The organism is Methanomassiliicoccus sp. (assembly GCA_012719175.1).
Lineage (GTDB): Archaea > Thermoplasmatota > Thermoplasmata > Methanomassiliicoccales > Methanomassiliicoccaceae > UBA6.
This window is the reverse complement of sequence record JAAYAX010000007.1, coordinates 37709-61006: the sequence shown is the minus strand read 5'-3', so window position 1 is coordinate 61006 and position 23298 is coordinate 37709. Positions and strand designations below refer to the sequence as shown.

Genomic DNA, 23298 nt, shown 5'->3' with positions numbered 1-23298 from the left:
TCGCTTCTGATTCTTAGAACGCTCTCTCTGTTTTCTGTTCCCACTCCTTGGGGGAGAGAAGACAGATGTATGCATCCCGGACTTGAAGGGGTGAAGAACATGACAACACTTGTAGTCATTGTTAGAATGAGTGGTGCAAGGGGGTGCGATTTGAACGAACGGACTATTAGTCTGAATCCTCTTGACTCAATTAGTTGAGGCTTAATAAATATATTTATCATCGCCATATTTCATTACCTAACCGGGAAGTTGATGAGGAAATCGCTGAACATTGCTATCTTTGCAGTTCTTTTAACCACCATTATATGTCTACTTGCTTTGATATCCTCTGGGTATTTTCAATCATCCATGACAGATCAGGAGAAGATCGTGGGATCGCATCCCAGTGACTTCAGCGATGAAATCAGATCTAGCTGCACTGACAAGGAGGGAAATATCTATCTAACGGGAAGTGGAGGGATGGGATTGCCCATAACTTCTGCCAAATATGTTGGGCACAACAATTCCTCAGATGTAATGGTCCTCAAACTGGACAGCACCGGCACTGTGGTCAAATATTGTTGTTTAGTAGGAGGAAATGATTCCGATGGCGGCAACGCCGTCGTTGTTGATGACGCTGGTTACATCTATGTGGCGGGTACTACATTTTCGTTTGACTTTCCCGTTACTAGTGAAGCAGGTGATCGTGGTGGTCCTGACGGATTCATATTGAAAATTGATCCCTTTACCGACCAGCTCCTATTCAGCCATATCATAGGGGGTTCGGATTTCGATAGCTCCCATGCCTTAGCAGTGAGCTCAGACGGGACCTTGTTCCTGACAGGTTGCATTTCTTCAAAGGAATTCCAGGTAACAATAGGTGATGAAAAGAATCCATCTAATGGAATGGATGCATTCATCCAGGGGTTCAGCCCTAAAGGGGAATTAATGTTCTCAAGAGTCCTGGGGGGATCTAGTGTTGATACCGGTCATGCTATCGCAGTAGACTCACAAGGCAGGGTTGTAGTGTGTGGGGCAAGCTCATCTTCAGAGCTTGGTTCGGAAGCGATTGTCACGGGAGTAAGTTCGGGAGAAAGCGACGTGTTCATCTCCGTTCTTCAGCCTAATGGGGTAATCGAGAAAACTCGTTTATTGGGTTCCCCCGAATATGACGATGGATTCGGGATGTGTATAGATGGCTCAGACAATATCTACATCACGGGGCAAAGCTTTGGTAACTTCCCCGGACCGAAGGCCAACATAAACACCCCAAACAAAGGGCATGGTGATGTTTTGATCTTGAAACTCAATAGGGAATTGGATATTGTTTTCTCATCATTGGTTGGAACGCCCGGATGGGATTATGGTTACAATATCAAGATCGACACATCAGAACAAATTTTAGTAACGGGCTTCTTTGGTATGGCGGGCTTCCCAGTTACGCAAGATACGAACAGCCACAATTATTCTGGAGGGGAACTCGATGCTTTCCTCATTCAGGTGAACGAAGAGGGAGACAGCATCACATATTCCACCATGATAGGAGGATCAGGAGATGAGAGGGCGTATGCCTTGTCTCTGACGCAGGAAGGTTCGGTCTTGGTGGGCGGCATTACTAACTCGCCACGTCTTCTCGTGACGAATGGGCTTGTTACAGGATTTCCAGAACGCTCCTATCCCCCAGATAATGATCCCTTTGTAATGCTAGTGGAATGTAAAAGAACTGCAGACCCATTAACGCAGGAAGATCTGTTGTGATATCAAAACCTCCCACCATTCCTCATTAGAACCGTGTTCGTCTTCAGTAACTTTGGATATTGTCACATCGAAATAACACAAGACGAGAGGTGACTGGTGCGTCAAAATGGTGCAGGGGGTGCGATTTGAACGCACGGACCACTAAGGATAGGATCCTAAGTCCTACGCCGTTGGCCAAGCTTGGCTACCCCTGCGTGCTGGATGTGATGAAAAACAGGGTTATAAAGGCATTGCTGACGTTCGATGTCTTGACATGGACATCAGAATAGTATTGCCATGCGTACATGATAACACAGGTGCGACGATTATCCGAAGCCATGAAAATTAATAATAAAATGAATTAGAATTAACGCCACCAACCACTGATCAGGGTCTTCAGGACTCAGGTCAATTGATTGATACTCGTATCTAAGTGGTGACATAAGAATTCTTGTTACCCCTAGCTTCCTGGCTTTATCATCTGAGAGATAGTATGCTTAGTGATTGGTATTGTCCATGTCAAGGGAAAGAATGTAGTCGTGTCCCTTAAGGGCCAGAACACCATTCCGGCTGTGACTTGTAGTGTACTCCCCCAGTATTTCGCCTGTTGCGGAATTTGTTATTACTGTTCGATATGTCAGGCTCGACCAGATAGTTTTTGTTTTAAAGCCGATATAGATCGTGGGCGTTGTTCCCGAAAAACTACCGAGAGTGAATAGCCCCCCAATCTTTAAGGTCGCCTTGATATTGCCTTCACATTCTAGGCGGAGGCCTGTTAGGGTGCCATCCAGCTGATGCCACATCGATATATCACTGGATTCGACAGCGCAATCCTTATCTTCTAAATGACCCCCCCCCCAACTGCATGGAGTATCGGTATTATCTTATAAAAAGTAGTAAATCGATCTCAGAGGCGTCATTGTTAGAGTTATTGGAGGAAATAAAGTCGCTCCCATCTCCAACGCTGCCCATTTTTTTTCAATATATTTAATTTCAATACAACCTATTGCCCCCAGTCGATAAAGGTGGCAAATAATATAGTCCTGGGCTGGGCCATTATCGTCATTGCGGCAGTGTGGTCCTTATTCTTAGTAATCTGTTGGATAGAGTTGGTAAACCGCAGTAAAAGAATTGGTAGCCTATCAACTCCTCAAATTTTACAAAGTAGTAGTAAACCCGTTCTGCTCGCGACAGACGACGATTCTGACGTTTTTATGACGCAGATGTTTCCCATGTCGGCTGGCAGTATTCTGCTTATCATGTTAATCATCAGCATTGCAGTTTCGCCCTACGATTCCGGAATGGATTCATTGTTCGGCCTAATTTGCGTTTATTTATTCATCCTTTCAATGAGCCTCATAATCAAGATAATCTGTACTCTCTCACTCCGAACCTTGTTCATTGCCACAGATGTCGAGATTAGGTCAGGAAAGGTAACACGTAAAGGATTCAAAGTAAAAAGGAGCATACAATGGCAGGATGTTACTAAGATCGATGTAGACCCATTCATCTTGACAATTCAAAATGCCCAAATTGAAATAAGAATGAAACTGACCTTGGATAATTACGAACCCCTTTTTGAGATTATGAGAGCTAAGGTCCCCAGGAAAGCTCTGACTAGCGAAGCAAGCGATTTCATCTCTAGGCCTGTAGCAACGATCCCACCGGGAACGATGATAATGAGGTATGACAGATGGGGAAAGATATTTCTCTCGATTATCTCGATAGCTTTATGGGCTGGGCTTTGGGGCGCCTACATCTTTGCCCCTGGCGATAAGACCCTCATCTCATGGACGGGGGTTTTTTTATTTGTCCTCAGCATTTCCCCCATCATTGGGCTTTTAGAGCTGTCCCATTCATATTTTGTGTTATCCGCGGAAGGTATCGAGAGACGGTCTTTTTATTTGAAAAATGTTTTCATACCTTGGAATGAAGTGGAATCGATTAGGTATAAATGGTCTAACTATGGAGGTGCCTATTATGTCAGAGGGGCTGGGAAGAAGATAGAGTTAGATGGTTGGCTGGACGGGATGCCCCAGTTCTCAAAATATGTCGTCAATAAGGTTCCTCCAGAGAGATGGGATAATGTTAAAATGGATATTATGAAAGAAATCAGGGATTGAGGGCTGGATTGGAGTTTGTTAAGTAGGTTGTATAGTCGAAATTATATTATTTACCCATATTACAAAGGTAGCACTACAATATTAGGCAGAGTGTCATACTGGATGTGTGGGCGTTAAAATTCGGTCCTAAGTTCCACGCCGTTAGCCAAGCGTGGCTACCCCTGCTTGCTGGATGTGATTTGGAAAGGGAATATTGAGGTAACGACGACTGTGACCGGCGTAGGACTCATGGGACCGATAGGACGCCTACGAGACGAGAAGGAACATGATGAGAGGAGAGAGCATACACGCTTACAAGGCACTATACGACTAGGACACCAGGCTTTCCTCTATAAAAGGTGGAGACGGTGATCGATCTGAAGCTAAGTGCAAACAAAAGCTGGTATTTTTCCAGCATATGCCATAGGAACTTTAACCTCCAAAATAATATCATCAACGATGGTCGATCTGGAAGTGTTCTTCAAAGAGAACGGGGTGGATGACCATTCGGTCATCAGTAGGAGCTCGCTATCTGAGATGGAGGCAAATTTAGTCAGCGGCCTCCTACCATCTTTCAAGAGCATCATCGTTATGGGCAAGGAGATGCCGGCCGCACTGTTCGATGTGGAGAGCAAGACCAGATCCCATAACCTCCTCCAGATCGAGAAGCACATGGACGAGGTATCCTTCAAGCTGTGCGACCTTCTGCGAAAGGAAGGAGATAAGGCCGTGGCCATCCCGACTTTCCTCCCTATAGAGATCAAGGAGGGGCGGATCAAGGGGCTGATGTCCCTGAAGCACGCTGCGGCCAGGAGCGGGATGGGTGAGCTGGGTGAGAGCACCTTGTTATTGACCGAGCGGTTCGGGAACCGCCTCTGCCTCTCAGCCATACTGGTGGAGAAGGAGTACCAATCTTCTAAGAGGGAGAGCACGGTATCATGCATGCACTGTAAGAAGTGCGTGGCCGCTTGCCCCACGGGGGCGATATCTAGCGACGGGGTGGACAGCCTCCGTTGTATCAACGTTACCGGTCTGATGCCTTCGGTGGCTCGCCCTTTCTTCAAGGCGATAGTGAGGAGCGGGATCGGCAGCGGTCATGTAGCCTCGTTCGTCAATGGCATGAGCTTCGGGGAGATGACCTGCAGCAGATGCTTGACCGTCTGCCCCTTCTTCGATAAGAGACGGTGATATGGCATGGGAGATATCCAAAGCAATGTGACATGGTGAAAAGGGTGAGCCAATGATCGAACTGCCAGAAGCTCATTGCATCGCTGGTCAGATCTCCAGCACGGTCGCAGGGAAGAGGATCGCTAATGTGATAGGCGGGCATACGCCTCACAAGTTGGCCTGGTACTACGGTGACCTGTCCAAGTATCCAGATCTCCTTGTGGGCAAGACCGTTCTGAAGGCTGAGGCTTACGGTGGGCTCGTTGAGATCAAGGCCAGCAAATCCAACATCTTGTTCGGGGAGGGGATCAACATGAGGTTTCATGGGGTCGGCGATAGTAGGCCTCAGAAGCACCAGCTGTTGCTGGAATTCAAGGACGGCACGGCCCTGAGCGCATCCGTTCAAATGTACGGGGGCGTGGGCGCCTTCGCCGAGGGTGAGTTGGACAACCCCTACTACCGGGTGGCGAAGGAGAAACCCTCTCCCCTGACCGACGCCTTCGACATGGATCATTTCCAACGAATAGTCTCAGCCCCGGACGCTCAGAAAGGAAGTTTAAAGGCCCTACTGGCCACGGAACAGAGGGTCCCTGGCCTGGGTAATGGCGTTCTGCAGGACATCCTCCTGAACTCCCGCATGCATCCAAAGAGGAAGGTGAACACCATGAATTCTGGTGACGTCGAGAGGCTGTTCTGGAGCGTAAAGAACACTCTGGGAAAAATGATGGAACAGGGAGGCCGGGATACCGAGCTGGATCTGTTCGGACATCCCGGCGGCTACAGAACGATCCTCAGTAAGAAAACGGTGAATAAGCCATGCCCAGTGTGTGGGACGTTGATCAAGAAGGAGGCTTACATGGGCGGGAGCATCTACTATTGCGAGGGCTGCCAGAAGATCTGAGCGTGACATAATGCCGCGTTGGTCATACCTGTTTATGGTCTATTAATGGGACTCATGCGTTCCAGGGCGATCTGCCGTCAGGGGAATACAAAATGACATGAACGAGCGAGGTGAGCGAGCATGAGCGAATCTAAGATCGCCCACCTCCCCAGTTTATTTCCTTTCGGTCTTTTTCGTCCATCTCGTTCGTAGATGGCTTAGTCCCTCGTCTCCAACAGCTCGGCGGCCTGCAGCTCTTCCTTTATCTTCTTGACCGCCGCCTCCACGTCCTGTGATGTCCTCGCCCCGGTGCAGACGAGCCTGCCCGAACCGAAGAGCAGGATGACGACCTTGGGCTCGCTCAGACGGTAGACCAAGCCAGGGAACACCTCCGGCTCGTACTCCACTCTCTCGAGACCAAGAGAGACGACGACCGAGGTCAGATTGACCGGCCCACCCAGGTCCGCAGAGGCCACGATGTTCTGGACCTCGTACTTAGGGGAGGACGTGATGTGTATCCCTGCCTTCTCCACCGCTTTGATGACCGTTTTAATGGTCTGCTCCACCTGCTCCAGGGTCTTGGAACCGGTGCACACAAGCTTGCCGCTTCGGAACAGCAGGGTAGCGGTCTTGGGAGACTTCAACCTGAATATCAGTCCAGGGAACCTTGTGGGGTTATACTCCGCTTCGCTCATGTTCAGAGCGAGAAGGTCCAGGTCCAGTTCAGTTCCCAAGTTTGCCGATGCTACGATGTTTTGAACAAAATAATCTGAGATGACGATGCCCCCATCAGTGATTTTTCCTCATGCCTATATTTCAGAGCAAGTTCGATAAGGCCTTTCACTTGACCCCACCCCTACGGTGAGCGGATATATAGCTTCACTCAGCTGCATCCTTTCTCACCCGGTTGCTGATGTGGGAAAACGTCCCCTGGTCTATATGTTGTTATCGTCCCCTGCCCTCGGCCGTTCTATGGATACCAATATGTTGAGAGCTTGCCGCCTTGCCCCTTATCATAGGCAGGTCCGACCCGAAAAGATGGACCTCCCTTGGAGGTGCCAGGGTGACTCTGGACATACCGACGACATGATCCATCGCCACCGGCCTCGGCCCGTTATACCAGGTCAACATGGGATTAGGGACGCTCAATAATGGTGGTCAGCAGGCCAAGATCTCGTTCCCCTGTGCTATCACGCTCTCTGCCGACTCCTTCGACAGGAGCCGACGGACGTCCTTGGCGCGGTCAAGAACATCGTTCACGAGGATGAAATGGTTGTCCAGCAAGATGTCCTGATCGCTCTTGCGCATGTCCAGGATGGTCACTGGGAAGAGGCGGTGCCTCTCTGCCAGGGCCTCGATCCCGTTGCCCTCCGGGCTGTTCCATCCCAGCAGCTCCAGTCCGACACACTTCCCGTATTGCAGGGCGTCCTGGGAGAAGCGGGTGTTGGTAGCGAGTATTGGACGGTCGATGTTGCTGCCCTCCTTGACGTCCAGGAACCGCGCGAAAACGTAGAGAGCTATCTGGATGGTGCACTTGATCCCCAGATAGTTGTGGAACTTGCACTCCACCATGACCCTCTCCTGGTCCCGGGTCATGAGCACGTCCACCTCATGCTTGATGCAGCGACCGTTCAGGAACTGTCGGGTCTTGGTCTCATAACCTTCGGCCCGGTAGAGGCGGGAGACATAGGTCTCGAAGTTCTCACCCTCGGGGCCTAAGCGCAGGATCCCTTTCTTCAAGCTGTAGCGGGCGGCCTTGCGCCCCTGCAGCATACGGCGTACCATGCTGTATATCTCCTCGGTGGTGATGCCATCATAGAGCTGAGGCTCCAGCGCCTCCATGATACCCTTGATCTCCTCATCGGATGCACCGGACCGAACCATGGCGTTCACGGTCTTCTTGGGATCGAACTCCTCGCTCTCTCCAGATCTCTTGATGACCCGCATCTTGCTGACCCAGTGCGTAGAACGCCGAGAACGTATTTCTCGGTTACCCCGTAGCCCTTACAGTATTGACAGGGTCAAGATACTGGTCATTTGATCCAAGATCATAAGAAGCGCGGAAGGATGAACTCACTTCTCATCGGCTTCCAGCCGGGAGATCCTTTCTATCTCTGAGCGCAGGAACTTTTCCATCGACGCCAATGCGTTCTCCCGGTTCTGTGGATAGGACTTGACCTTGGCACGCACAGCAATGATGTCGTCACCATCGCCGCTCCTCATATTGCCTAGGTAGGCCTCCTGCTTGTCCAGGCGGAAGAAGAAGAACGAGTCCTCATCGAGCCTGCGGTCCAACGTGTCCAGGAACCTCTCTAGCTCTTGTCTTCCGAGCGAACGGAAGACCGCCTTGATGCCCTTGGAATCGGTGATCTTGGCCTCCATGATGATGATGGGATTGCCATGATAACCGGAGCTCGTGCTGCGCTTGATCTCCTCAGCACCGGAGACGAACCTCAGCGCTCTCTCCACCCGGTCCGGGTCCTCGGTGGCTAGGCTGAAAGCACGAAAGGACAGGTTGGCGACGTCCATGATGCTTGATGAGACGCCCAGGTAAAAATCTTTTCTGAACACCATGCCTGGATGATGACCTTGCCCGATGGAGCGCATGGAACGTGAAACCCATCCAGTCCTGGTCATTTATGCTGTCCACTAGAACGGCGACCGGTCTGCCCGATAGTACAGCAGTCAGATCGATGCCGGCCGGGGCATGAGCACGCAGACACCAATTCTCGTTATTCCAGAGAGATCATCCAGATACCTTGGAATCCGTACCACGCTTTTCACCTTTTAGAACTGGGCGCGTTAGTTTCAATACCCTCGTGCGCTTGCCAAGGGTTAGGAGAACGTATCTGGAAAGATATCACAGAGGTCATTGAATGTTGGAAGTTCGTTTTCACGGCCGGGGCGGACAGGGAGCCGTTGTCGCCTCGGAGATCCTTGCTAAGGCAGCGGTCAGGGAGGGCAAGTACGCATCCGCCTTTCCCTTCTTCGGAGTGGAGCGCAGGGGAGCGCCGGTGATGGCGTTCTGCCGCATAGACAACCGCCCCATCCGTATCCACGCCGGCATCTATGAGCCGGACCACGTGGTGGTCCTGGACCCGGCGCTCATGAGTATGATCGACGTCACCGAGGGGCAGAAGGATGGTGGGACGCTGCTTATCAACACCTCTCACTCCCCCGAGGATCTCGATCTCCCCAACGGACGGCGGACGGTTCTGGTGGACGCCACGGCTATAGCCCTGCGGCGGGGCCTGGGGAGCGCCACCGCACCCATCGTGAACACCGCCATCCTGGGCGCCTTCGTCCGCGCCTGCCCCGAGGTCACCATCAATTCACTGGTGGAGAGCATCAAGGAGTCGGTGCCGGCGAAACGGGAGCAGAACGTGGCCGCGGCCCAGGACGCCTATAAGCAGCTGGAGGGGCTGTGATGTACCGCACCCTCAAGGACCTGCCATCGGAGCCGGTGGCCGAGCAGAACACCGAGGACATCATAACCGGGACCTGGAGGAGCATCAGACCGGTGGTGAACGAGGACAAGTGCATCCGCTGCTACATGTGCTGGAAGTACTGCCCGGACATGAGCATCATCGTACGGAAGGAGGGTGACTACCCCACCGTGGACCTCGATCACTGCAAAGGCTGCGGCATATGCTCCAACGAGTGCCCCCGGAACGCGATAAAGATGCAGAGGGAAGTCCTATGATCGAGATGATGACCGCCAACTACGCCGCCGCCCACGGGGCCCGGCTGGCCAAGGTCGATGTGGTCGCGGTCTACCCCATCACCCCCCAGACGTCCATCTCGGAGAAGTGCGCGGAGATGGTGGAGAAGGGGGAGATGGATGCCAAGTTCATGATGATGGAGAGCGAGCACTCCGCCATGTCCGCCCTCATCGGCGCCTCTTACGTCGGCGCCCGAACGTTCACGGCAACGTCCAGTCACGGTCTGGCACTTATGCACGAGATGCTGATGTGGGCCGTCGGTGCCCGTCGCCCCATCGTCATGCCCGTGGCCGCCCGCACCATCGGGGGTCCCTGGAACATCTGGGGAGAGCATCAGGACGTGATCACGGAGAGGGACGTGGGCTGGATGCAGATATTCTGCGAGAACAACCAGGAGGTGCTGGACACCGTCCTGATGGCCTACCGCGTGGCCGAGGACCCCGAGGTCATGCTGCCCGTCATGGTCATAGAGGACGGGTTCATCCTCTCTCATACGGTCGACAGCGTGGACGTGCCGGACCAGGAGGCGGTGGACCGCTATCTACCGCCCTTCAGGCCGGAGCACCCCGTGAGCATCGAAAGGCCCATGCGCCACGGGGGAGTGGTCATGCCCGACTGGTGGACAGAGTTCCGCCACCGCATCTACCTCTCGCAGGAGGTGGCCAGGACCAAGCTGCTGGAGGCCGAGGAGGCCTTCCAGAAGGAGTTCGGCCGCAGCTACGGGGGGATGATGGAGATGTACCGCTGCGATGATGCCGAGGCCGTGCTGGTCGTCGCCGGGTCGGCCGCCGGCACTGCCAAGGAAGTAGCAGACAAATTTCGCGAAGAAGGAAAGAAAGTAGGAGTGGCCAAGCTGCGGGTGTTCCGCCCCTTCCCCGCCCAGGAGGTCTATCAGCTGGGCAAGAAGGTCCGCACTGTGGGAGTGTTCGACCGCAGCTATACCTTCGGGGACGGCGGCGCCATGTTCAACGAGGTGCGCTCCGCGCTGCATGGACAGAGGAACGCCATGAAGAACTACGTGGGAGGCCTGGGCGGCCGTGACGTCACCGTGAAGAACATCGAGTGGATATTCGAGGACCTGCTCAAGATCGCCGCCTCTAGTAAAGTGGACCGCATGGTGGAGTGGGTGGCCCTCAAAGACGGCACGGGGAGGTGGTGACCATGATCGATGATCCCGTGAACAAGCACTACAAGTTCACCATCCCTCAAGAGGAGCTGATGACGCCGGGGCACAGCGCCTGCCCGGGCTGCGGCGAGCCCCTGGCCCTCCGCTATCTGCTTAAGGCGTTGGGACCGCGTACGATCATCAATCTCCCGGCGGGATGCGCCGCTATCATACCTGGCGTGTGGCCCCGGTACTCGCTGAAGGTCCCTCTGGTGGACCACGCTTTCGAGTGCACCGCCGCGGTGTCCTCGGGCATCAGGGCCGCGCTCGACAAGAAGGGCGTGGAGGATGTGACCGTGGTGGGGTGGGCCGGCGACGGAGGCACCGTGGACATAGGCCTGCAGGCGCTGTCGGGGGCGGTGGACCGCAACACCGACTTCCTGTACGTTATGTACGACAACGAGGCGTACATGAACACCGGCATCCAGTGCAGTGGGGCTACGCCCTGCGGGGCATGGACCACCACCACCCCCGGGGGAAAGCACATCCAGCAGCGGAAAGGCAAGAAGCCCATAATGGAGATGATGATCGCCAACGGCATAGTGTATGGGGGCACGGTCAGCGTCGCCTACCCCGAGGACTTCATCAGGACGATACGCCGCGCCAAGTCGATCCCCGGTCCCAAGTTCATACATGCCTACTCCCCCTGCCCCTCGGGCTGGAGGATGGACCCGCGGAAGGCGATCGAGGTCTCCCGCCTGGCCGTGCGCACCGGGGTGTTCCCCCTCTACGAATTCCAGGAGGGCCGGTACAGGTTCACCAAAGAGATTAAGAAGAGGAAGCCGGTTGAAGAATATCTTCGCCTCCAGGGGAGGTTCAAGCACCTGACCCCCGCTGGAGTGGCCGAGGTCCAGGCCCTCGTGGACAGGGAATACGAGGAGCTCGAGGCCAAGGTGGAGGCGGGCGGAAGGTGAACGTTTGGATAGACTATTGGCGAACAGCGGCAGGCTCCTGCTGTTGGGTAACGAGGCGATAGCGAGAGGTCTGATCGAGGCCGGAGTAGGCGTGGCTGCGACCTACCCGGGCACCCCCTCCTCGGAGGTCGGAGGTATCCTGGAGGACATCGCCGCCCCCGCAGGGATGTACTTCGAGTACTCCATCAACGAGAAGGTGGCGGTGGAGGTCGCAGGAGCGGCCGCAGCGTCGGGCGTGCGCTCCTTCGCCTTCATGAAGCACGTGGGGCTCAACGTCGCCAGCGATGCCTTCATGACGCTCTCGTACACGGGCGTGCGGGCCGGCATGGTCATCATGACCGCCGATGACCCCTCCTGCCATTCATCGCAGAACGAGCAGGACAATCGCTACTATGCCAAGCTGGGTCTCTACCCCATGCTCGAACCGTCCACGCCGGCGGAGGCCAGGGACATGCTGGTGGAGGCCTACCGCATCTCCGAGCTCCTGCAGGTCCCGGTGCTGTTCCGCACCACTACCCGGGTGAACCATGCGCGGGGGGCGGTGGAGCTCCACAAGGCCTTCACTCCCACGCGCAAGGGGAAGTTCGAGAAGGACCCCAAGCGTTTCGTCCCCGTGCCCGCCAACGCCCGCCTTCTGCGGGTCGAGCAGCTCAAGCGGATGGAACGGGCCCTCAGGATGTCCGAGGGCTCCACCCTCAACTTCATCACCGGCAGCTCCCGCATCGGTGTCGTGACCAGCGGGGTCACCTATACCTACGCCAAGGAGTGGCTGGAGGACGTGGAGATCCTGAAGCTGGGCTTCACCAACCCCGTGCCCGAGGATAAGGTACGCAAGTTCCTGGAGGGGAAGCAGAAGGTGGTCGTGCTGGAGGAGCTGGAGCCATACCTCGAGGACGAGGTGCGCAGGGTCGCCCAGCAGTACAACATCCACGTGGAGGTCCTGGGGAAGCACACCAAGCACCTCCCGCGGGCCTTCGAGTTCTCGCCCGACCTGATACTCTCGCTGTCATCGATACTGAAGGTGAAGGAGGAGAAGAAGCCCCTCCCGCTGCCGTCCATACAGCTACCCTCCCGCCCTCCGGTCCTGTGCGCGGGATGCCCCCACCGGGCCACATACTACGCGGTGAAGCGGGCCGTGGGTAAGGACGGCGCGATCTACTCATCGGACATCGGCTGCTACACTCTCGGTGTACAGCCGCCCATGCAGACCGTGGACTACGTGCTGTGCATGGGCGCTTCCGTAGGAGCGGCCGGCGGTTTCTCCGAGGCCACGGAGCAGAAGGTGGTGTCCTTCATAGGTGATTCCACCTTCTTCCACGCCGGTATACCGCCGCTGATCAATGCCGCGTTCAACAGGCACAAGTTCACCTTGGTTATACTTGACAACCGCACCACGGCCATGACCGGACACCAGCCCAACCCGGGCACCGGTAGGGAGTACGGGAGCGTGGAATCCCCCCCGATGCCCTTGGAGCCCCTGGTCCGGGCGTGCGGGGTGGAGTTCGTGCGCACCGTGGACCCTTACAACATCAAGGACACCATCGAGGCGATGAAGGAGGCGGTGAAGTATGACGGCCTCTCGGTCGTCATATCCAAACATGCCTGCCCCCTGCTCAAGACCAAGGAGGGCAAGCTCGTGCCCACACGGTACGAGATAAACAAGGAAAAGTGCGTCCGCTGCTACACCTGCGTCTCCCGGTTCTCCTGTCCCGCTTTGAGCAAGGAGGGTGGTCCGGTGAAGATCGACGCCTCCATGTGCATCGGCTGCGGAGGATGTGCACAAGTATGCCCCAAGCAGGCCATTGAGGTGGTAAGATGAAGTACAACATCCAGCTTGTTGGCGTAGGCGGCCAGGGCGTGCTGCTGGCGTCCGCGGTCCTGGGGAACGCGGCCGTGGTGGAGGGTTTGGAGGTGGCGATGTCGGAGGTGCACGGCATGGCCCAGCGCGGAGGAAGCGTGCAGTGCTCGGTCCGCATGGGGCGGGAGATCCTCAGTCCCCTCATACCTCTGGGGGGTGCGGACCTGCTCCTGGGATTTGAACCGGTGGAGACCTGCCGGTCCCTGAACATGATCAACGAGGACAGCCACATCGTCACCAACGTGACCCCGGTGGTCCCCATCAGCGTGTCCGCCGGCCAGGACAAGTACCCTCCCGTGGACGAGGTCCTGACGGCGATCAGGGACGTCAATCCTAACCTGATCGCGATGGACGCCACCGCCCTGGCGGTAAAGGCCGGGAAGGCCATAACCGCCAACTCCGTGCTTATCGGCGCCATCTCCGCCGTCAAGGGCTTCCCCCTATCCAAGGACAGGATGCTGGAGTCTCTCCTCGAGGTGGTCCCCGCGAAGGCGCGGGACATCAACGTCCGGGCGTTCGAGCTGGGCTACCAGGAGGCCAAGGGAGCAGAGCCCTGAAACCTTTTTCCTAATTCGTAGTAAATTTCCAGGGGAGAAGAAATCTCTCAACCTCCTCTTTCCCTTATTGATGGTTAAGGATCAATCTCAAATAATTCAACTCTCACCAGCGTTTCTTCATATTGTTTACCATGTTTGTTACCATATCTGATAAAAAAACATCTGGCTAATTATGATCAGTGAGTAGTCGCACTTGAGTTCCATTGAGATGGGATCTCTAATCGATCGGGGTCACGAGTTGCTTGTCATACCCGATGACCACCATGCCATACCCCCGAAGCATCTTGTCGAGCTCAGCATCCCCGGTGTCGACCCTGAGGGTCCGGGTCTCTCGCATCTTCAGAGGAGTGGCCAGTATCACAATGTTGCGCACGCCCACTTTTCTGATGACATCGGCCGAGATCTGCTGGCTCCCCCGGCCGAAGATGAACCCCTGGGCTCCAATGGGCGAGATCACGATCATGGCCGAAGGATACCTCTCCAGGGCGGCCAGTATTGCCTGCTGATCCACATCCTTGCCGATGAGACCGCCGTCCATCACCAGGTCCACTCCCAGTAGCGTCTTGTCAATGCCCATCTGCCTGCCCACCGTCTCTAATGTGGTCCCGGGACCTAGGATGTAGAGCACGCCAGGTTTGACACCCTCTACAAAGAACTTGGCGATCTCCCTCTTGTGCTCATCCTCATCACCACCGCCCAGAACCAGCTTGAAGGGCTGCATCAGGTTCGCATCGTCCGGGATCAGCATGTAACCGTAGAGGTAGGTGTTGATGCGCCCCCGACGCACCTCCTCCTCATTGATGTCCATCACCTCGGCCCGCCTCGAAGGGAGGCCTTCCACGCGGAACCTGCGGAGGAGCACCCCCGCGGCCTGCGGAGTGTTAGCGAAAACACCGGACTGCATCTTGACGCCGCTCGGTATGCCAATGACCGGTACCCTCTCCCCTACGACGTCCATTACGTCCCGGGCCGTACCGTCCCCTCCTGCGAACAGAAGGATGTCCACACCTTCACCGAGTATCTGGGAGCATGCCGTCAAGGTGTCGTGGTCGGTCGTCTCCTCAGGGGGGCAATAGGCGACGGAGAACTTAGCGTCACACCGGCGTAGGACGCCCTCCCCCATATTGCCACTGGCAGTGATGAACTCGTATCCCACGAGCTCTCCCGCGGCCCTGATCGCAGCGTATGTCCGCTCCTCTGCCTGGGGGTGCGCTCCTCTTTTGATGGCCTCCGCAAGCACCTCAGCGGTGTCCGTGCCTTTGAGGCCCACAGCTCCGCCCATGCCCGCGATGGGATTGATGACAAGTCCTACGCGCACGCCGATAAATCAGTTCGAACGATAATAAAGCGATGCCAAAAAGAAGGAATGGAGGGGGGCGAGGGGAGATTGCCCGCGCGCCCTTTCCCTCTCATCTTGATAGTAGCTGGGGATCTGCGGACGAGATGAAGCTTATCTCCACTGTCTTGTGAGCATCAAGGGTGGATATCATCTGCGTGACGGGGAGGGTGTTGGCATGGTTGACGATCTCCACCGAGGCCCTCTCGCGCATATAGGCGTCTACCTCCTCCCGGATAGGAGCGACGACGTCCTCGGAGATCTGGTGGGTCATGGAGTCGATCAACCCGTTGATAGACCGCTCCATGATGGCAAAGCTCTCGGTTATGGACACGTCCCCGGCGAGCTGCAGCAGGCGATCGTTCTCCAGGACGATGGTATGCTCAGCGACGTTGCGTAGCTTCCTGATGCCCTCCTTGGCGGTGTCCTGCCTCCCCCTCTCGTGGGAGAAGGGATTGATGGCGATGGCGAATGTGACCGCGTTCAGACCCTTGGCCACCTCGGCGACCACAGGCGCAGCTCCAGTGCCCGTTCCACCGCCCATTCCGGCGATGACGATAACGATGTCGCTGCCCTTCAGAACGCTTGCGAGATGAGATCTAGCCATGTCCGCGCACTGCTCTCCCACCTCAGGAAATCCCTTGGCGCCCTCGCCATGGGTAACGTCCTTGCCGATGAGGACCTTCTTGTGCGCCACGATATTGTCCAGCTTGGTCTCGTCGGTGTTGACCGCCACGGTCTCCACCTTCTTGTTGCTCCAGTAGATGCTGTTGACAACGTTGTTGCCAGCGCCCCCGCATCCGACCACGGAGATCTTTGGTTCGACAAGACCCTTGCTAAGGGTGGCCACGATCTGCTCTCTCTTTATATTCATCATCCCCACACTCCTTCCTGGACCATCGCAACAGGCGAGCCGACCGGTCTTGTTAGCACAAAACCGTGCATCCCATCCCTTCTGACGACCCCATCCCTAAGGTCTTCCGAGCCAGCCCTAACCAGGATATATCTGCACCGTGTTCATGAAGGCCTCAAGATCTGCCTGTAACATGGCCTCGCGTGCTTTGTCCGATGTGATATATACCTTTCTGACACAATCCAGGACCGCTTCTTCGGAGGAATTGTATAGCCCATTCCGTACCATTTTCACGATTGAATTGTGTATGAACGGGGGGACCCTGACCGAGATCACGTTCTCCTCTTGCTTTGTCTCCTCGGCGCTGGTCTTGTTGGTCCCCTCGATCTCATCTATGAACGCGCGAAAAGCTACCCTTGCTAGATTAGAGCGGTTCGAGTACTCCGGATGCCTCTCGATGAAATCGTCGAGAAGCTCTAGATCCTCGGTCTCCAAACGCAGTGATATCCTTTCTCCGTCCAAGGTCAGCCCACCTGTTTGCTCAGGATGTAAAAGGAAATGATATGTAAACTATTTAATGGTATGCCAAACGTATGCCAAAATATGACTACTTTATATCGAATTCGATACCCGTTAATAACGCTTAGCCAGACATTATTTTTTTACACCTTTCATATATATTTTTACAGCTTTTTTTACTTCTTGAGAATGGTCATTTACCTCTCTCGTAGGACGGCCGAACGGTGCGGGAAGCTCGCGGCACATCGGCAACATTGGTCTTACTCGATCAGAGGCAAACATGTCGGACACAGCTCTCCATCCCCTTGGTCTGAAGCATCAGGTGAATTCATTATTACCTATTAGATGGTTTACTCTCGAATAAAGGGCAAAAACAATCATCGCCAGCAAGAAGGTAATGTCAAGGGAATAGGTTGATGCGGAACGCCTTATAAACGAAATTATTCTGATGATTCATGTACCGGGGTAAAAAGTTGAACGTGAAAATAGAGCATGTTGCACGTCTGACAGGTTGTCGGCACGAAAGGGACATCCAAGCTTGGTCTCATTAGGAAATGATTATATCCACAACGCACCAAACACTATCACATAAGATAACAGTGGAGGCCCGACTGGATGAAGCCTTCAGTGCTCGTCACGATCCTAGTTTTGCTGTGCTCTTTAGTGTTACCATTGTTATTTGTTCCCGCTCAGATGAACGCTCTCAATCCCGGCGTTCCGGGGGCACCTAGAAACCTCGATGCCTCTGCATATGATGGATCGGTAACACTTACCTGGCAAGCTCCCGCTTCCCCGGGGGACAGCGAGATCACGGGATACAATGTATCAAGGAGCACTATCCAAGGGTCACTGGGGACCATCATACCATTGGGAAACGTGCTGACATACGGTGATTCACCACTTACCAACGGTGTAATCTATTATTACAGGGTTTGCGCGCTGAACGACCAGGGGGAGGGAGAATGGACCGGTGAGGTACCTGCCACCCCTGCGAAACTTGCGACCGTCCCTAACGCACCTGTTCTGAGCTCCGCGGACCCCAGCAACGGCCAGGTAACGCTGTCGTGGACAAAGCCGGACGATGGGGGAAATGCGATAACGGGGTACAAGGTGTACCGCGGAACAGAGGCCAACACGGAGACCTATCTGGATACGGTCGGTGACGTTGCGACATACACCGATATGACCGTTACCAACGGTCAGACATACTATTACCAGGTCACCGCTGTGAACGACATAGGTGAGAGCGCCCGGTCCAACGAACGCTCGGCAACACCTACAGCGCCGGCCACGAGACCTAGTGCTCCTACACTAAACGCGCCGACCGCGGGAGACGGTCAAGTCACCCTGTCTTGGTCTAAGCCGGACGATGGAGGAGATGCGATCACCGGTTACAACATCTATCGCGGCACTTCTTCAGGCGGTGAGACCCTCATCACCAGCGCGATCACCGCTCTCAGCTACACGGACACCGGTCTGACGAACGGAGCGACCTACTATTATCAGGTAACCGCCGTTAACGGGATAGGTGAGAGCGAGCGTTCCAACGAACGCTCCACAACCCCTGTATCAGGGGATACCGTTCCCGGAGCACCTATTCTGAATTCTGCGACCGCCGGCAACGGTCAAGTAACGCTGTCCTGGTCCGCCCCAAGCAGCGATGGCGGTAGCTCGATAACCAACTATCTGATCTACCGGGGAAGCTCAGCAGGCTCCGGAACCCTAATCGCAACGGAAGGAAACGTTCTCACTTACGTCGATACCGGCGTGACCAACGGGGCGACCTATTACTACAAGGTCAGTGCGAAGAACGGCGTTGGTGAGGGCGCGAGGTCCAACGAGCTTTCGGCCGTTCCTGCGACCGTGCCCGGCGCGCCCACCCTGAACTCCGCGACAGCAGGCAACGCTCAGGTGACATTGTCCTGGTCGGCGCCGAGCAGCAACGGTGGCAATGCGGTGACCTCTTACAAGATCTACCGCGGCACCTCAGCCGGAAGTGAAATCTACCTGACGACGGTGGGCAACGTCCTGTCATACACCAATGGAGGGCTGGCGAACGGTCAGGTGTACTTCTACAAGGTCAGTGCAGTTAACGCGGCGGGTGAAGGAGCGTTGTCAAACGAGGCCTCGGCAACCCCTGCCGCTCCCAACACTGTCCCTGGCGCGCCCACCCTGAACTCCGCGACTGCAGGCAACGGTCAAGTAACGTTATCCTGGACGGCGCCCAGTAGTGACGGCGGCACCGCTATCACAGGATACAAGGTCTACAGGGGCACCGCCACGAACGGGGAGACCCTCCTGACCACCCTCGGAGCGGTATCGAGCTATACTGATACGGGCCTCACCAACGGCCAGCGTTACTTCTACAAGGTCAGCGCGGTGAACGCGGTAGGAGATAGCGCGTTGTCCAACGAGCTTTCGACGGTTCCCGCGACCGTGCCCGGCGCACCTATTCTGAACTCCGCGACCGCCGGCAACGGTCAAGTGACGCTATCCTGGTCGGCGCCGAGCAGCAACGGGGGCAGCCCTGTCACCCTGTACTCCATTTATCGCGGAGCGGCCCCTAGCGGAATGGTGTACTTAGATGGGGTCGAGAATGTCCTCTCCTTCGTAGATACGAGCGTGATAAACGGCCAGACCTATTACTACGAGGTCGCCGCTGTGAACGACATAGGTGAGAGCGCCAGGTCCAACCAGCTCACCGCAAGGCCAGTAGCACCGGTGGCCGCACCGGGTGCACCGGGCGACCTGCGGGCCACGGCCAGCGACGGGCGGATCGACCTATCCTGGGTGGCGCCGGCGGACAACGGCGGGAAGGCCATCACCGGTTACAAGATCTATCGTGGTACAAGCTCGACCTCCCTGGGATACCTGGCCACCACTGCAGGCACTACGTTCTCGGACAGCACTATAACCAGTGGCGTGCTCTACTACTACCAGGTCAGCGCGCTGAACCCTGATGAGGGGAACAGGAGCACCGTGATCTCCGCCATATTCACGGTCAGGCCGTCCACCCCCACGGACCTGACGGCAGCCGGTGGCAACGGTTTCATTACCTTGACCTGGTCGGCCCCAGGCAGTGATGGAGGCTCCCCGATAACCGAATACAAGGTTTACCGGGGGCTGAGCCATACGACCATGAGCCTGTGGAGCTCCACGAACGATACCTCCTTCACCGACCTGAACGTGGAGGAAGGTGTCAACTACACTTACGCGGTCTCCGCTGTTAACTCGGTCGGCGAGAGCGGACGCTCGTCCACGGTCTCCGCCAGCTCCTTCAGCGTGCTCTCGGCACCCTCCGTCCCCCAGGACCTCATGGCCTCGGTGAATGATGGGAACGTGCTCCTCAACTGGACAGCACCGGCCGCCGACGGCGGTTCTCCTGTCACGGGATATAATGTGTTCCGAGGGGTCAGCTCCGAGGTCCTCATCCCCTTCGCCAATACCACCGATCCTTGGTACCTTGACACCACTACCGTCAAGGGGATGACATACTACTATGCCATCACTGCCATGAACTCCCTGGGGGAGAGCGCCCGCAGCAGTGAGCTGAACGTGACCATATCTCCATACTCCATTCCCTCCGAGCCCCTGGACCTCACGGCCCGGGCGGAGAACGGGATGATAATGCTCACATGGAGCGCTCCCAGTCAATCCGGCGGATCGGCCATCACCAAGTACATGATATTCCGGGGTACCTCTCCTGAGACCCTCGCCTACATCACCTTGGTGACCACTCTCTCGTATCAGGATACTGGCCGCTCGCCCGGAACGACCTACTACTACTCCATCGTGGCGATAAACGAGGCGGGAACAGGCCCCTCCGCCCCCGTCGTCAGCGCTCTCTTGCCCGGGCCATCATTGATAGGCTCCGGCGCGGAGATCCTCACCATTGCAGGGATATCCCTCGTGGGAGCCACGGGCATCGTGCTGCTGGTGCGCAGGAACAGAGGGTCCCAGAAGAAGGGCATGTGAGACGATCTAACTTATAGGGAGCGGCAGCTCACCGGATGCTGCTTCTCCGGCGCCGCCATAGGTACAGCCCTCCACCACCGGCCAGCGTCAAGGCGACCACCCCTATGAACACCATCTCCATCGGAATGTCGGAGCCATACTGGGAGGTGGGGTCGGGTGGTTGGTAGGCAACAGAGATGGCTTGAGAGTTGGTCTTGCCCGATGCGTACTGGACAGTGATGGTGATGTTGTTGACCCCCGAGGACAGCTTCACATCCGGTATGTCCCACACTGCAGTACCGGAAGCGACGCCTGAACCACCCCTGTCGTTGATCCAGGTCACGCTCACCACCGTGGAGCTGTCAAGGATGGATCCCGCCAGATCCACCGTGGGGTTCTCCGCGGTGTACTGCGACCCTGAGAGCGGGGAGCCTTCCACCACTATGGTCGTAGCGTTCGCCGTTGCCGTGCGGAACGTCACCTCGATCTCCGAGGGCATTCCATTGCCCGCAGCATCCATCGCCCCACCCTGCAACCTGACCGCGTAGGTGGCGTTCTGCTGGAGCATCGCTGAGGGGACGAAGGAACATAGGGTGCTCCCATCGCTCCACACCAGATAACCAGATATCCGGAGGCCGGACGATGAGCTCACCGTGAGCGCCTCGTCCACCGATGCCTGGTCCATCGGTTCATCGAACACCAGGTCTATTGATGAGGCAGGATCGACGTCCGCCTCTCCATCGGCGGGCCTCATCCCCATCAGGGATGGGGGCATGGTGTCCAGGGAGAACGTCTGTATGCGGTCGTTCAGGTAATCACCGACGTACACGTGACCGGTCGAGTCCACGGCGATCCCCGTGGGGCTCCTGAACTGCCCCGCTTCGTGGCCATAATGACCCCACATGGTCATCGGCTCTCCACTGGAGTCCAGCTTCTGCACTCGGTTATTGCGGTAATCGGTCACGTAGATGTTCCCATCTTTGTCGAGCGCTATGCCTGCAGGACCATTGAACTCTGCCCCACCGGCCCCTTGGCGTCCGAACAATTCGAGGATATTCCCCTCGGCATCCAGCTTCACTATCTGGTTCGCGAAGTAATCGGTGATGAACACGCTGCCTGAGGCATCAACTGCCACCCCCCAAGGGCACTGGAGCCAGCTCCCATTGTCGTCCCTCCACACGGAGACGACAGCTCCCTGGCCGTCGAACTTATAGATGCAGTTGTTCTGATGGTCGGTGGCATAGACGTTGCCTGCCGTATCCACGGCCACACCAGAAGGACGAGCGGAGCTGTCCCCCCTGTCCATCACGTACGCGGTCAGGAAGGCACCCCTGTCCGTGAACCTCTGGACCCGGTTGGAGTCGGCCACGTAGACGTTCCCGGTCGAGTCCACGGCGATCCCCCAAGGCGCGTCCAACTTTCCATCCCCATCGCCGCTGACCCCCCAGTCGTCGATATACCTGCCGCTGCCATCGAATACCTGGATGCGGTCGTTCTTCGAGTCCGCCACGAACACGTTCCCAGCGGTGTCCACGGCCAGGCCGGTGGGCCCGTGCAGCCACTTCTCACCGCCACCCTTGCTTCCCCACCGCATCAAGGGTGTGCCATCATCATCGAACTTCTGCATGCGGTGGTTCCAGGTATCGGCCACGTACACATTTCCCGCACTGTCGACCGCCACCGAGCCCGGCCGGTTGAGCTCGCCCCCGGCCGGCCCCCCGAACGTCCTGACAAGCTCCCCGCTATCGTTCAGGGCCAGCACCCTGTTGTTGTGGGTATCGGCCAGGTATACGTTCCCGGAACTGTCCACGGTCACCCCCTGGGGGCCCCAGAGCTGGGATTCGTTGAAGCTCGAGCTACCCCAAGCCGACAACAAGGTCCCGTTGGCATCGAACTTGGTGGCAAGCTCGAAGCTGAGGTCGGTCACGTATACATTACCGGCAGGATCCACGGCCACCCCCGTGGGGTACTCGTCCATCCCTCCCCGGCCCCAGCCGCTCCACTGAGCGATGTAGCTGCCGTTGGCATCGAACTTCTGGATGCGGTGGTTCCAGGTATCGGCGACGTACACGTTCCCGGAGGTGTCAACGGCGACGCCCCAAGGCCCGTTGAACTCTCCGTCCCCGACACCTATGCCCCCCCATGAGGCCACCAGGTCCCCGCTCCTGGTGAACTTCTGGACCCGGTTGGCGTCGGTCACGTACACGTGACCGGTCGAGTCCACGGCGATCCCCACCGGGCCGTTGAGCTCCCCCTCCTCCGACCCCTGGCGTCCCCATATGGTCATGAGGGCCCCGCTTCCATCAAAGATCTGGATGCGGTTGTTGCTCGAATCGACGACATACACATATCCCCAGACGTCGACCGTCACGCCGGTAGGCCTGTTGAACTGAGTCTCCCCGGAGAACCATACGCCATCTGCCTGATAACCCTCCCTGGCCTCTGCGGTCGAGGGGAGGGTGCAGAAGACGGTCAAGGACAGGAGAGCGATGACAATTACTGCCGTCACCCTTTTCAGACCGATCCCCCCGCTCCCAGGAGGAGACTACCAGGAG

18 protein-coding genes and 1 tRNA gene are annotated in these 23298 nt (G+C 56.4%); 11 read left to right on the top strand and 8 right to left on the bottom strand.

Annotated elements, in window-relative coordinates:
* Positions 1 to 252: 252 nt before the first annotated feature.
* Positions 253 to 1737, top strand: a complete 1485-nt coding sequence (locus GXX95_06250; GenBank protein ID NLT37740.1) for a hypothetical protein — start codon at positions 253 to 255, stop codon at positions 1735 to 1737.
* A 107-nt stretch (positions 1738 to 1844) separates the two neighbouring features.
* Here GXX95_06250 and GXX95_06245 read toward each other — a convergent pair.
* Positions 1845 to 1931 (bottom strand) — tRNA-Leu (locus GXX95_06245).
* Positions 1932 to 2948: 1017 nt separating this feature from the next.
* Between GXX95_06245 and GXX95_06240 the strand changes: the two genes are divergently transcribed.
* The 3 genes from GXX95_06240 (at position 2949) to GXX95_06230 (ending at position 5886) form a co-directional block, all read left to right on the top strand.
* A complete protein-coding gene (locus tag GXX95_06240; GenBank protein ID NLT37739.1) occupies positions 2949 to 3839 on the top strand; it encodes a hypothetical protein in 891 nt (296 codons plus the stop codon).
* Positions 3840 to 4277: 438 nt separating this feature from the next.
* Positions 4278 to 5006 (top strand): 4Fe-4S binding protein, encoded by a 729-nt coding sequence (locus tag GXX95_06235; protein ID NLT37738.1) that lies wholly within the window; start codon positions 4278 to 4280, stop codon positions 5004 to 5006.
* 52 nt (positions 5007 to 5058) lie between these two features.
* Entirely contained in the window at positions 5059 to 5886 is an 828-nt protein-coding gene (locus GXX95_06230) for an endonuclease VIII (protein NLT37737.1), read from the top strand.
* Between the two features lie 197 nt (positions 5887 to 6083).
* Here the strand turns inward: GXX95_06230 and GXX95_06225 are convergent, their stop codons facing one another.
* From GXX95_06225 to GXX95_06215, 3 genes are all read right to left on the bottom strand, one after another.
* Positions 6084 to 6641 (bottom strand): TATA-box-binding protein, encoded by a 558-nt coding sequence (locus tag GXX95_06225; protein NLT37736.1) that lies wholly within the window; start codon positions 6639 to 6641, stop codon positions 6084 to 6086.
* Between the two features lie 382 nt (positions 6642 to 7023).
* On the bottom strand, positions 7024 to 7812 hold the full coding sequence (locus tag GXX95_06220; protein NLT37735.1) for a hypothetical protein: 789 nt from the start codon (positions 7810 to 7812) through the stop codon (positions 7024 to 7026).
* A gap of 126 nt (positions 7813 to 7938) precedes the next feature.
* Positions 7939 to 8502, bottom strand: coding sequence for a hypothetical protein (locus GXX95_06215; protein NLT37734.1), 564 nt, complete (start codon positions 8500 to 8502; stop codon positions 7939 to 7941).
* Positions 8503 to 8741: 239 nt separating this feature from the next.
* Between GXX95_06215 and GXX95_06210 the strand changes: the two genes are divergently transcribed.
* From GXX95_06210 to iorB, 6 genes are read left to right on the top strand one after another with little or no spacing between them, the layout of a single operon-like run.
* Complete coding sequence (locus tag GXX95_06210) at positions 8742 to 9293, top strand: pyruvate ferredoxin oxidoreductase (protein NLT37733.1); 552 nt, start codon at positions 8742 to 8744, stop codon at positions 9291 to 9293.
* Positions 9293 to 9568, top strand: coding sequence for a 4Fe-4S binding protein (locus tag GXX95_06205; protein NLT37732.1), 276 nt, complete (start codon positions 9293 to 9295; stop codon positions 9566 to 9568). The genes GXX95_06210 and GXX95_06205 overlap by 1 nt, the downstream gene beginning before the upstream one ends.
* Positions 9565 to 10746 carry a pyruvate ferredoxin oxidoreductase gene (porA, locus tag GXX95_06200; GenBank protein NLT37731.1) on the top strand — a complete coding sequence of 394 codons (1182 nt, stop codon included), beginning with the start codon at positions 9565 to 9567 and terminating at the stop codon, positions 10744 to 10746. The genes GXX95_06205 and porA overlap by 4 nt, the downstream gene beginning before the upstream one ends.
* Before the next feature lie 2 nt (positions 10747 to 10748).
* Positions 10749 to 11666 (top strand): 3-methyl-2-oxobutanoate dehydrogenase subunit beta, encoded by a 918-nt coding sequence (locus GXX95_06195; protein ID NLT37730.1) that lies wholly within the window; start codon positions 10749 to 10751, stop codon positions 11664 to 11666.
* Positions 11667 to 11670: 4 nt separating this feature from the next.
* Complete coding sequence (gene iorA / locus GXX95_06190; protein NLT37729.1) at positions 11671 to 13485, top strand: indolepyruvate ferredoxin oxidoreductase subunit alpha; 1815 nt, start codon at positions 11671 to 11673, stop codon at positions 13483 to 13485.
* Positions 13482 to 14081 (top strand): indolepyruvate ferredoxin oxidoreductase subunit beta, encoded by a 600-nt coding sequence (gene iorB, locus GXX95_06185; GenBank protein NLT37728.1) that lies wholly within the window; start codon positions 13482 to 13484, stop codon positions 14079 to 14081. The genes iorA and iorB overlap by 4 nt, the downstream gene beginning before the upstream one ends.
* A gap of 217 nt (positions 14082 to 14298) precedes the next feature.
* Here iorB and GXX95_06180 read toward each other — a convergent pair whose 3' ends face one another.
* The 3 genes from GXX95_06180 to GXX95_06170 all read right to left on the bottom strand — a co-directional run bounded on the left by GXX95_06180 (position 14299) and on the right by GXX95_06170 (position 16792).
* The gene (locus GXX95_06180) at positions 14299 to 15399 is read right to left on the bottom strand and encodes an ATP-NAD kinase family protein (protein NLT37727.1); all 1101 of its coding nucleotides are present in this window, start codon (positions 15397 to 15399) and stop codon (positions 14299 to 14301) included.
* Between the two features lie 91 nt (positions 15400 to 15490).
* A complete protein-coding gene (locus GXX95_06175; protein NLT37726.1) occupies positions 15491 to 16294 on the bottom strand; it encodes a hypothetical protein in 804 nt (267 codons plus the stop codon).
* Positions 16295 to 16408: 114 nt separating this feature from the next.
* A complete protein-coding gene (locus GXX95_06170; GenBank protein ID NLT37725.1) occupies positions 16409 to 16792 on the bottom strand; it encodes a hypothetical protein in 384 nt (127 codons plus the stop codon).
* Positions 16793 to 17404: 612 nt separating this feature from the next.
* On the opposite strand from GXX95_06170, the gene GXX95_06165 reads away from it, so the two are divergent.
* The gene (locus GXX95_06165) at positions 17405 to 20764 is read left to right on the top strand and encodes a hypothetical protein (GenBank protein NLT37724.1); all 3360 of its coding nucleotides are present in this window, start codon (positions 17405 to 17407) and stop codon (positions 20762 to 20764) included.
* A 28-nt stretch (positions 20765 to 20792) separates the two neighbouring features.
* Here the strand turns inward: GXX95_06165 and GXX95_06160 are convergent, their stop codons facing one another.
* The gene (locus GXX95_06160) at positions 20793 to 23252 is read right to left on the bottom strand and encodes a hypothetical protein (protein NLT37723.1); all 2460 of its coding nucleotides are present in this window, start codon (positions 23250 to 23252) and stop codon (positions 20793 to 20795) included.
* Between the last annotated feature and the right edge of the window lie 46 nt (positions 23253 to 23298).

Bases quoted from the DNA above. Each gene is read 5' to 3' on its own strand.
- GXX95_06250 (NLT37740.1), top strand. From the start codon at position 253: ATGAGGAAATCGCTGAACATTGCTATCTTTGCAGTTCTTTTAACCACC.
- GXX95_06240 (NLT37739.1), top strand. From the start codon at position 2,949: ATGTCGGCTGGCAGTATTCTGCTTATCATGTTAATCATCAGCATTGCA.
- GXX95_06235 (NLT37738.1), top strand. From the start codon at position 4,278: ATGGTCGATCTGGAAGTGTTCTTCAAAGAGAACGGGGTGGATGACCAT.
- GXX95_06230 (NLT37737.1), top strand. From the start codon at position 5,059: ATGATCGAACTGCCAGAAGCTCATTGCATCGCTGGTCAGATCTCCAGC.
- GXX95_06220 (NLT37735.1), bottom strand. From the start codon at position 7,812: ATGCGGGTCATCAAGAGATCTGGAGAGAGCGAGGAGTTCGATCCCAAG.
- GXX95_06215 (NLT37734.1), bottom strand. From the start codon at position 8,502: ATGACCAGGACTGGATGGGTTTCACGTTCCATGCGCTCCATCGGGCAA.
- GXX95_06210 (NLT37733.1), top strand. From the start codon at position 8,742: ATGTTGGAAGTTCGTTTTCACGGCCGGGGCGGACAGGGAGCCGTTGTC.
- GXX95_06205 (NLT37732.1), top strand. From the start codon at position 9,293: ATGTACCGCACCCTCAAGGACCTGCCATCGGAGCCGGTGGCCGAGCAG.
- porA (NLT37731.1), top strand. From the start codon at position 9,565: ATGATCGAGATGATGACCGCCAACTACGCCGCCGCCCACGGGGCCCGG.
- GXX95_06195 (NLT37730.1), top strand. From the start codon at position 10,749: ATGATCGATGATCCCGTGAACAAGCACTACAAGTTCACCATCCCTCAA.
- iorB (NLT37728.1), top strand. From the start codon at position 13,482: ATGAAGTACAACATCCAGCTTGTTGGCGTAGGCGGCCAGGGCGTGCTG.
- GXX95_06175 (NLT37726.1), bottom strand. From the start codon at position 16,294: ATGATGAATATAAAGAGAGAGCAGATCGTGGCCACCCTTAGCAAGGGT.
- GXX95_06165 (NLT37724.1), top strand. From the start codon at position 17,405: ATGAAGCCTTCAGTGCTCGTCACGATCCTAGTTTTGCTGTGCTCTTTA.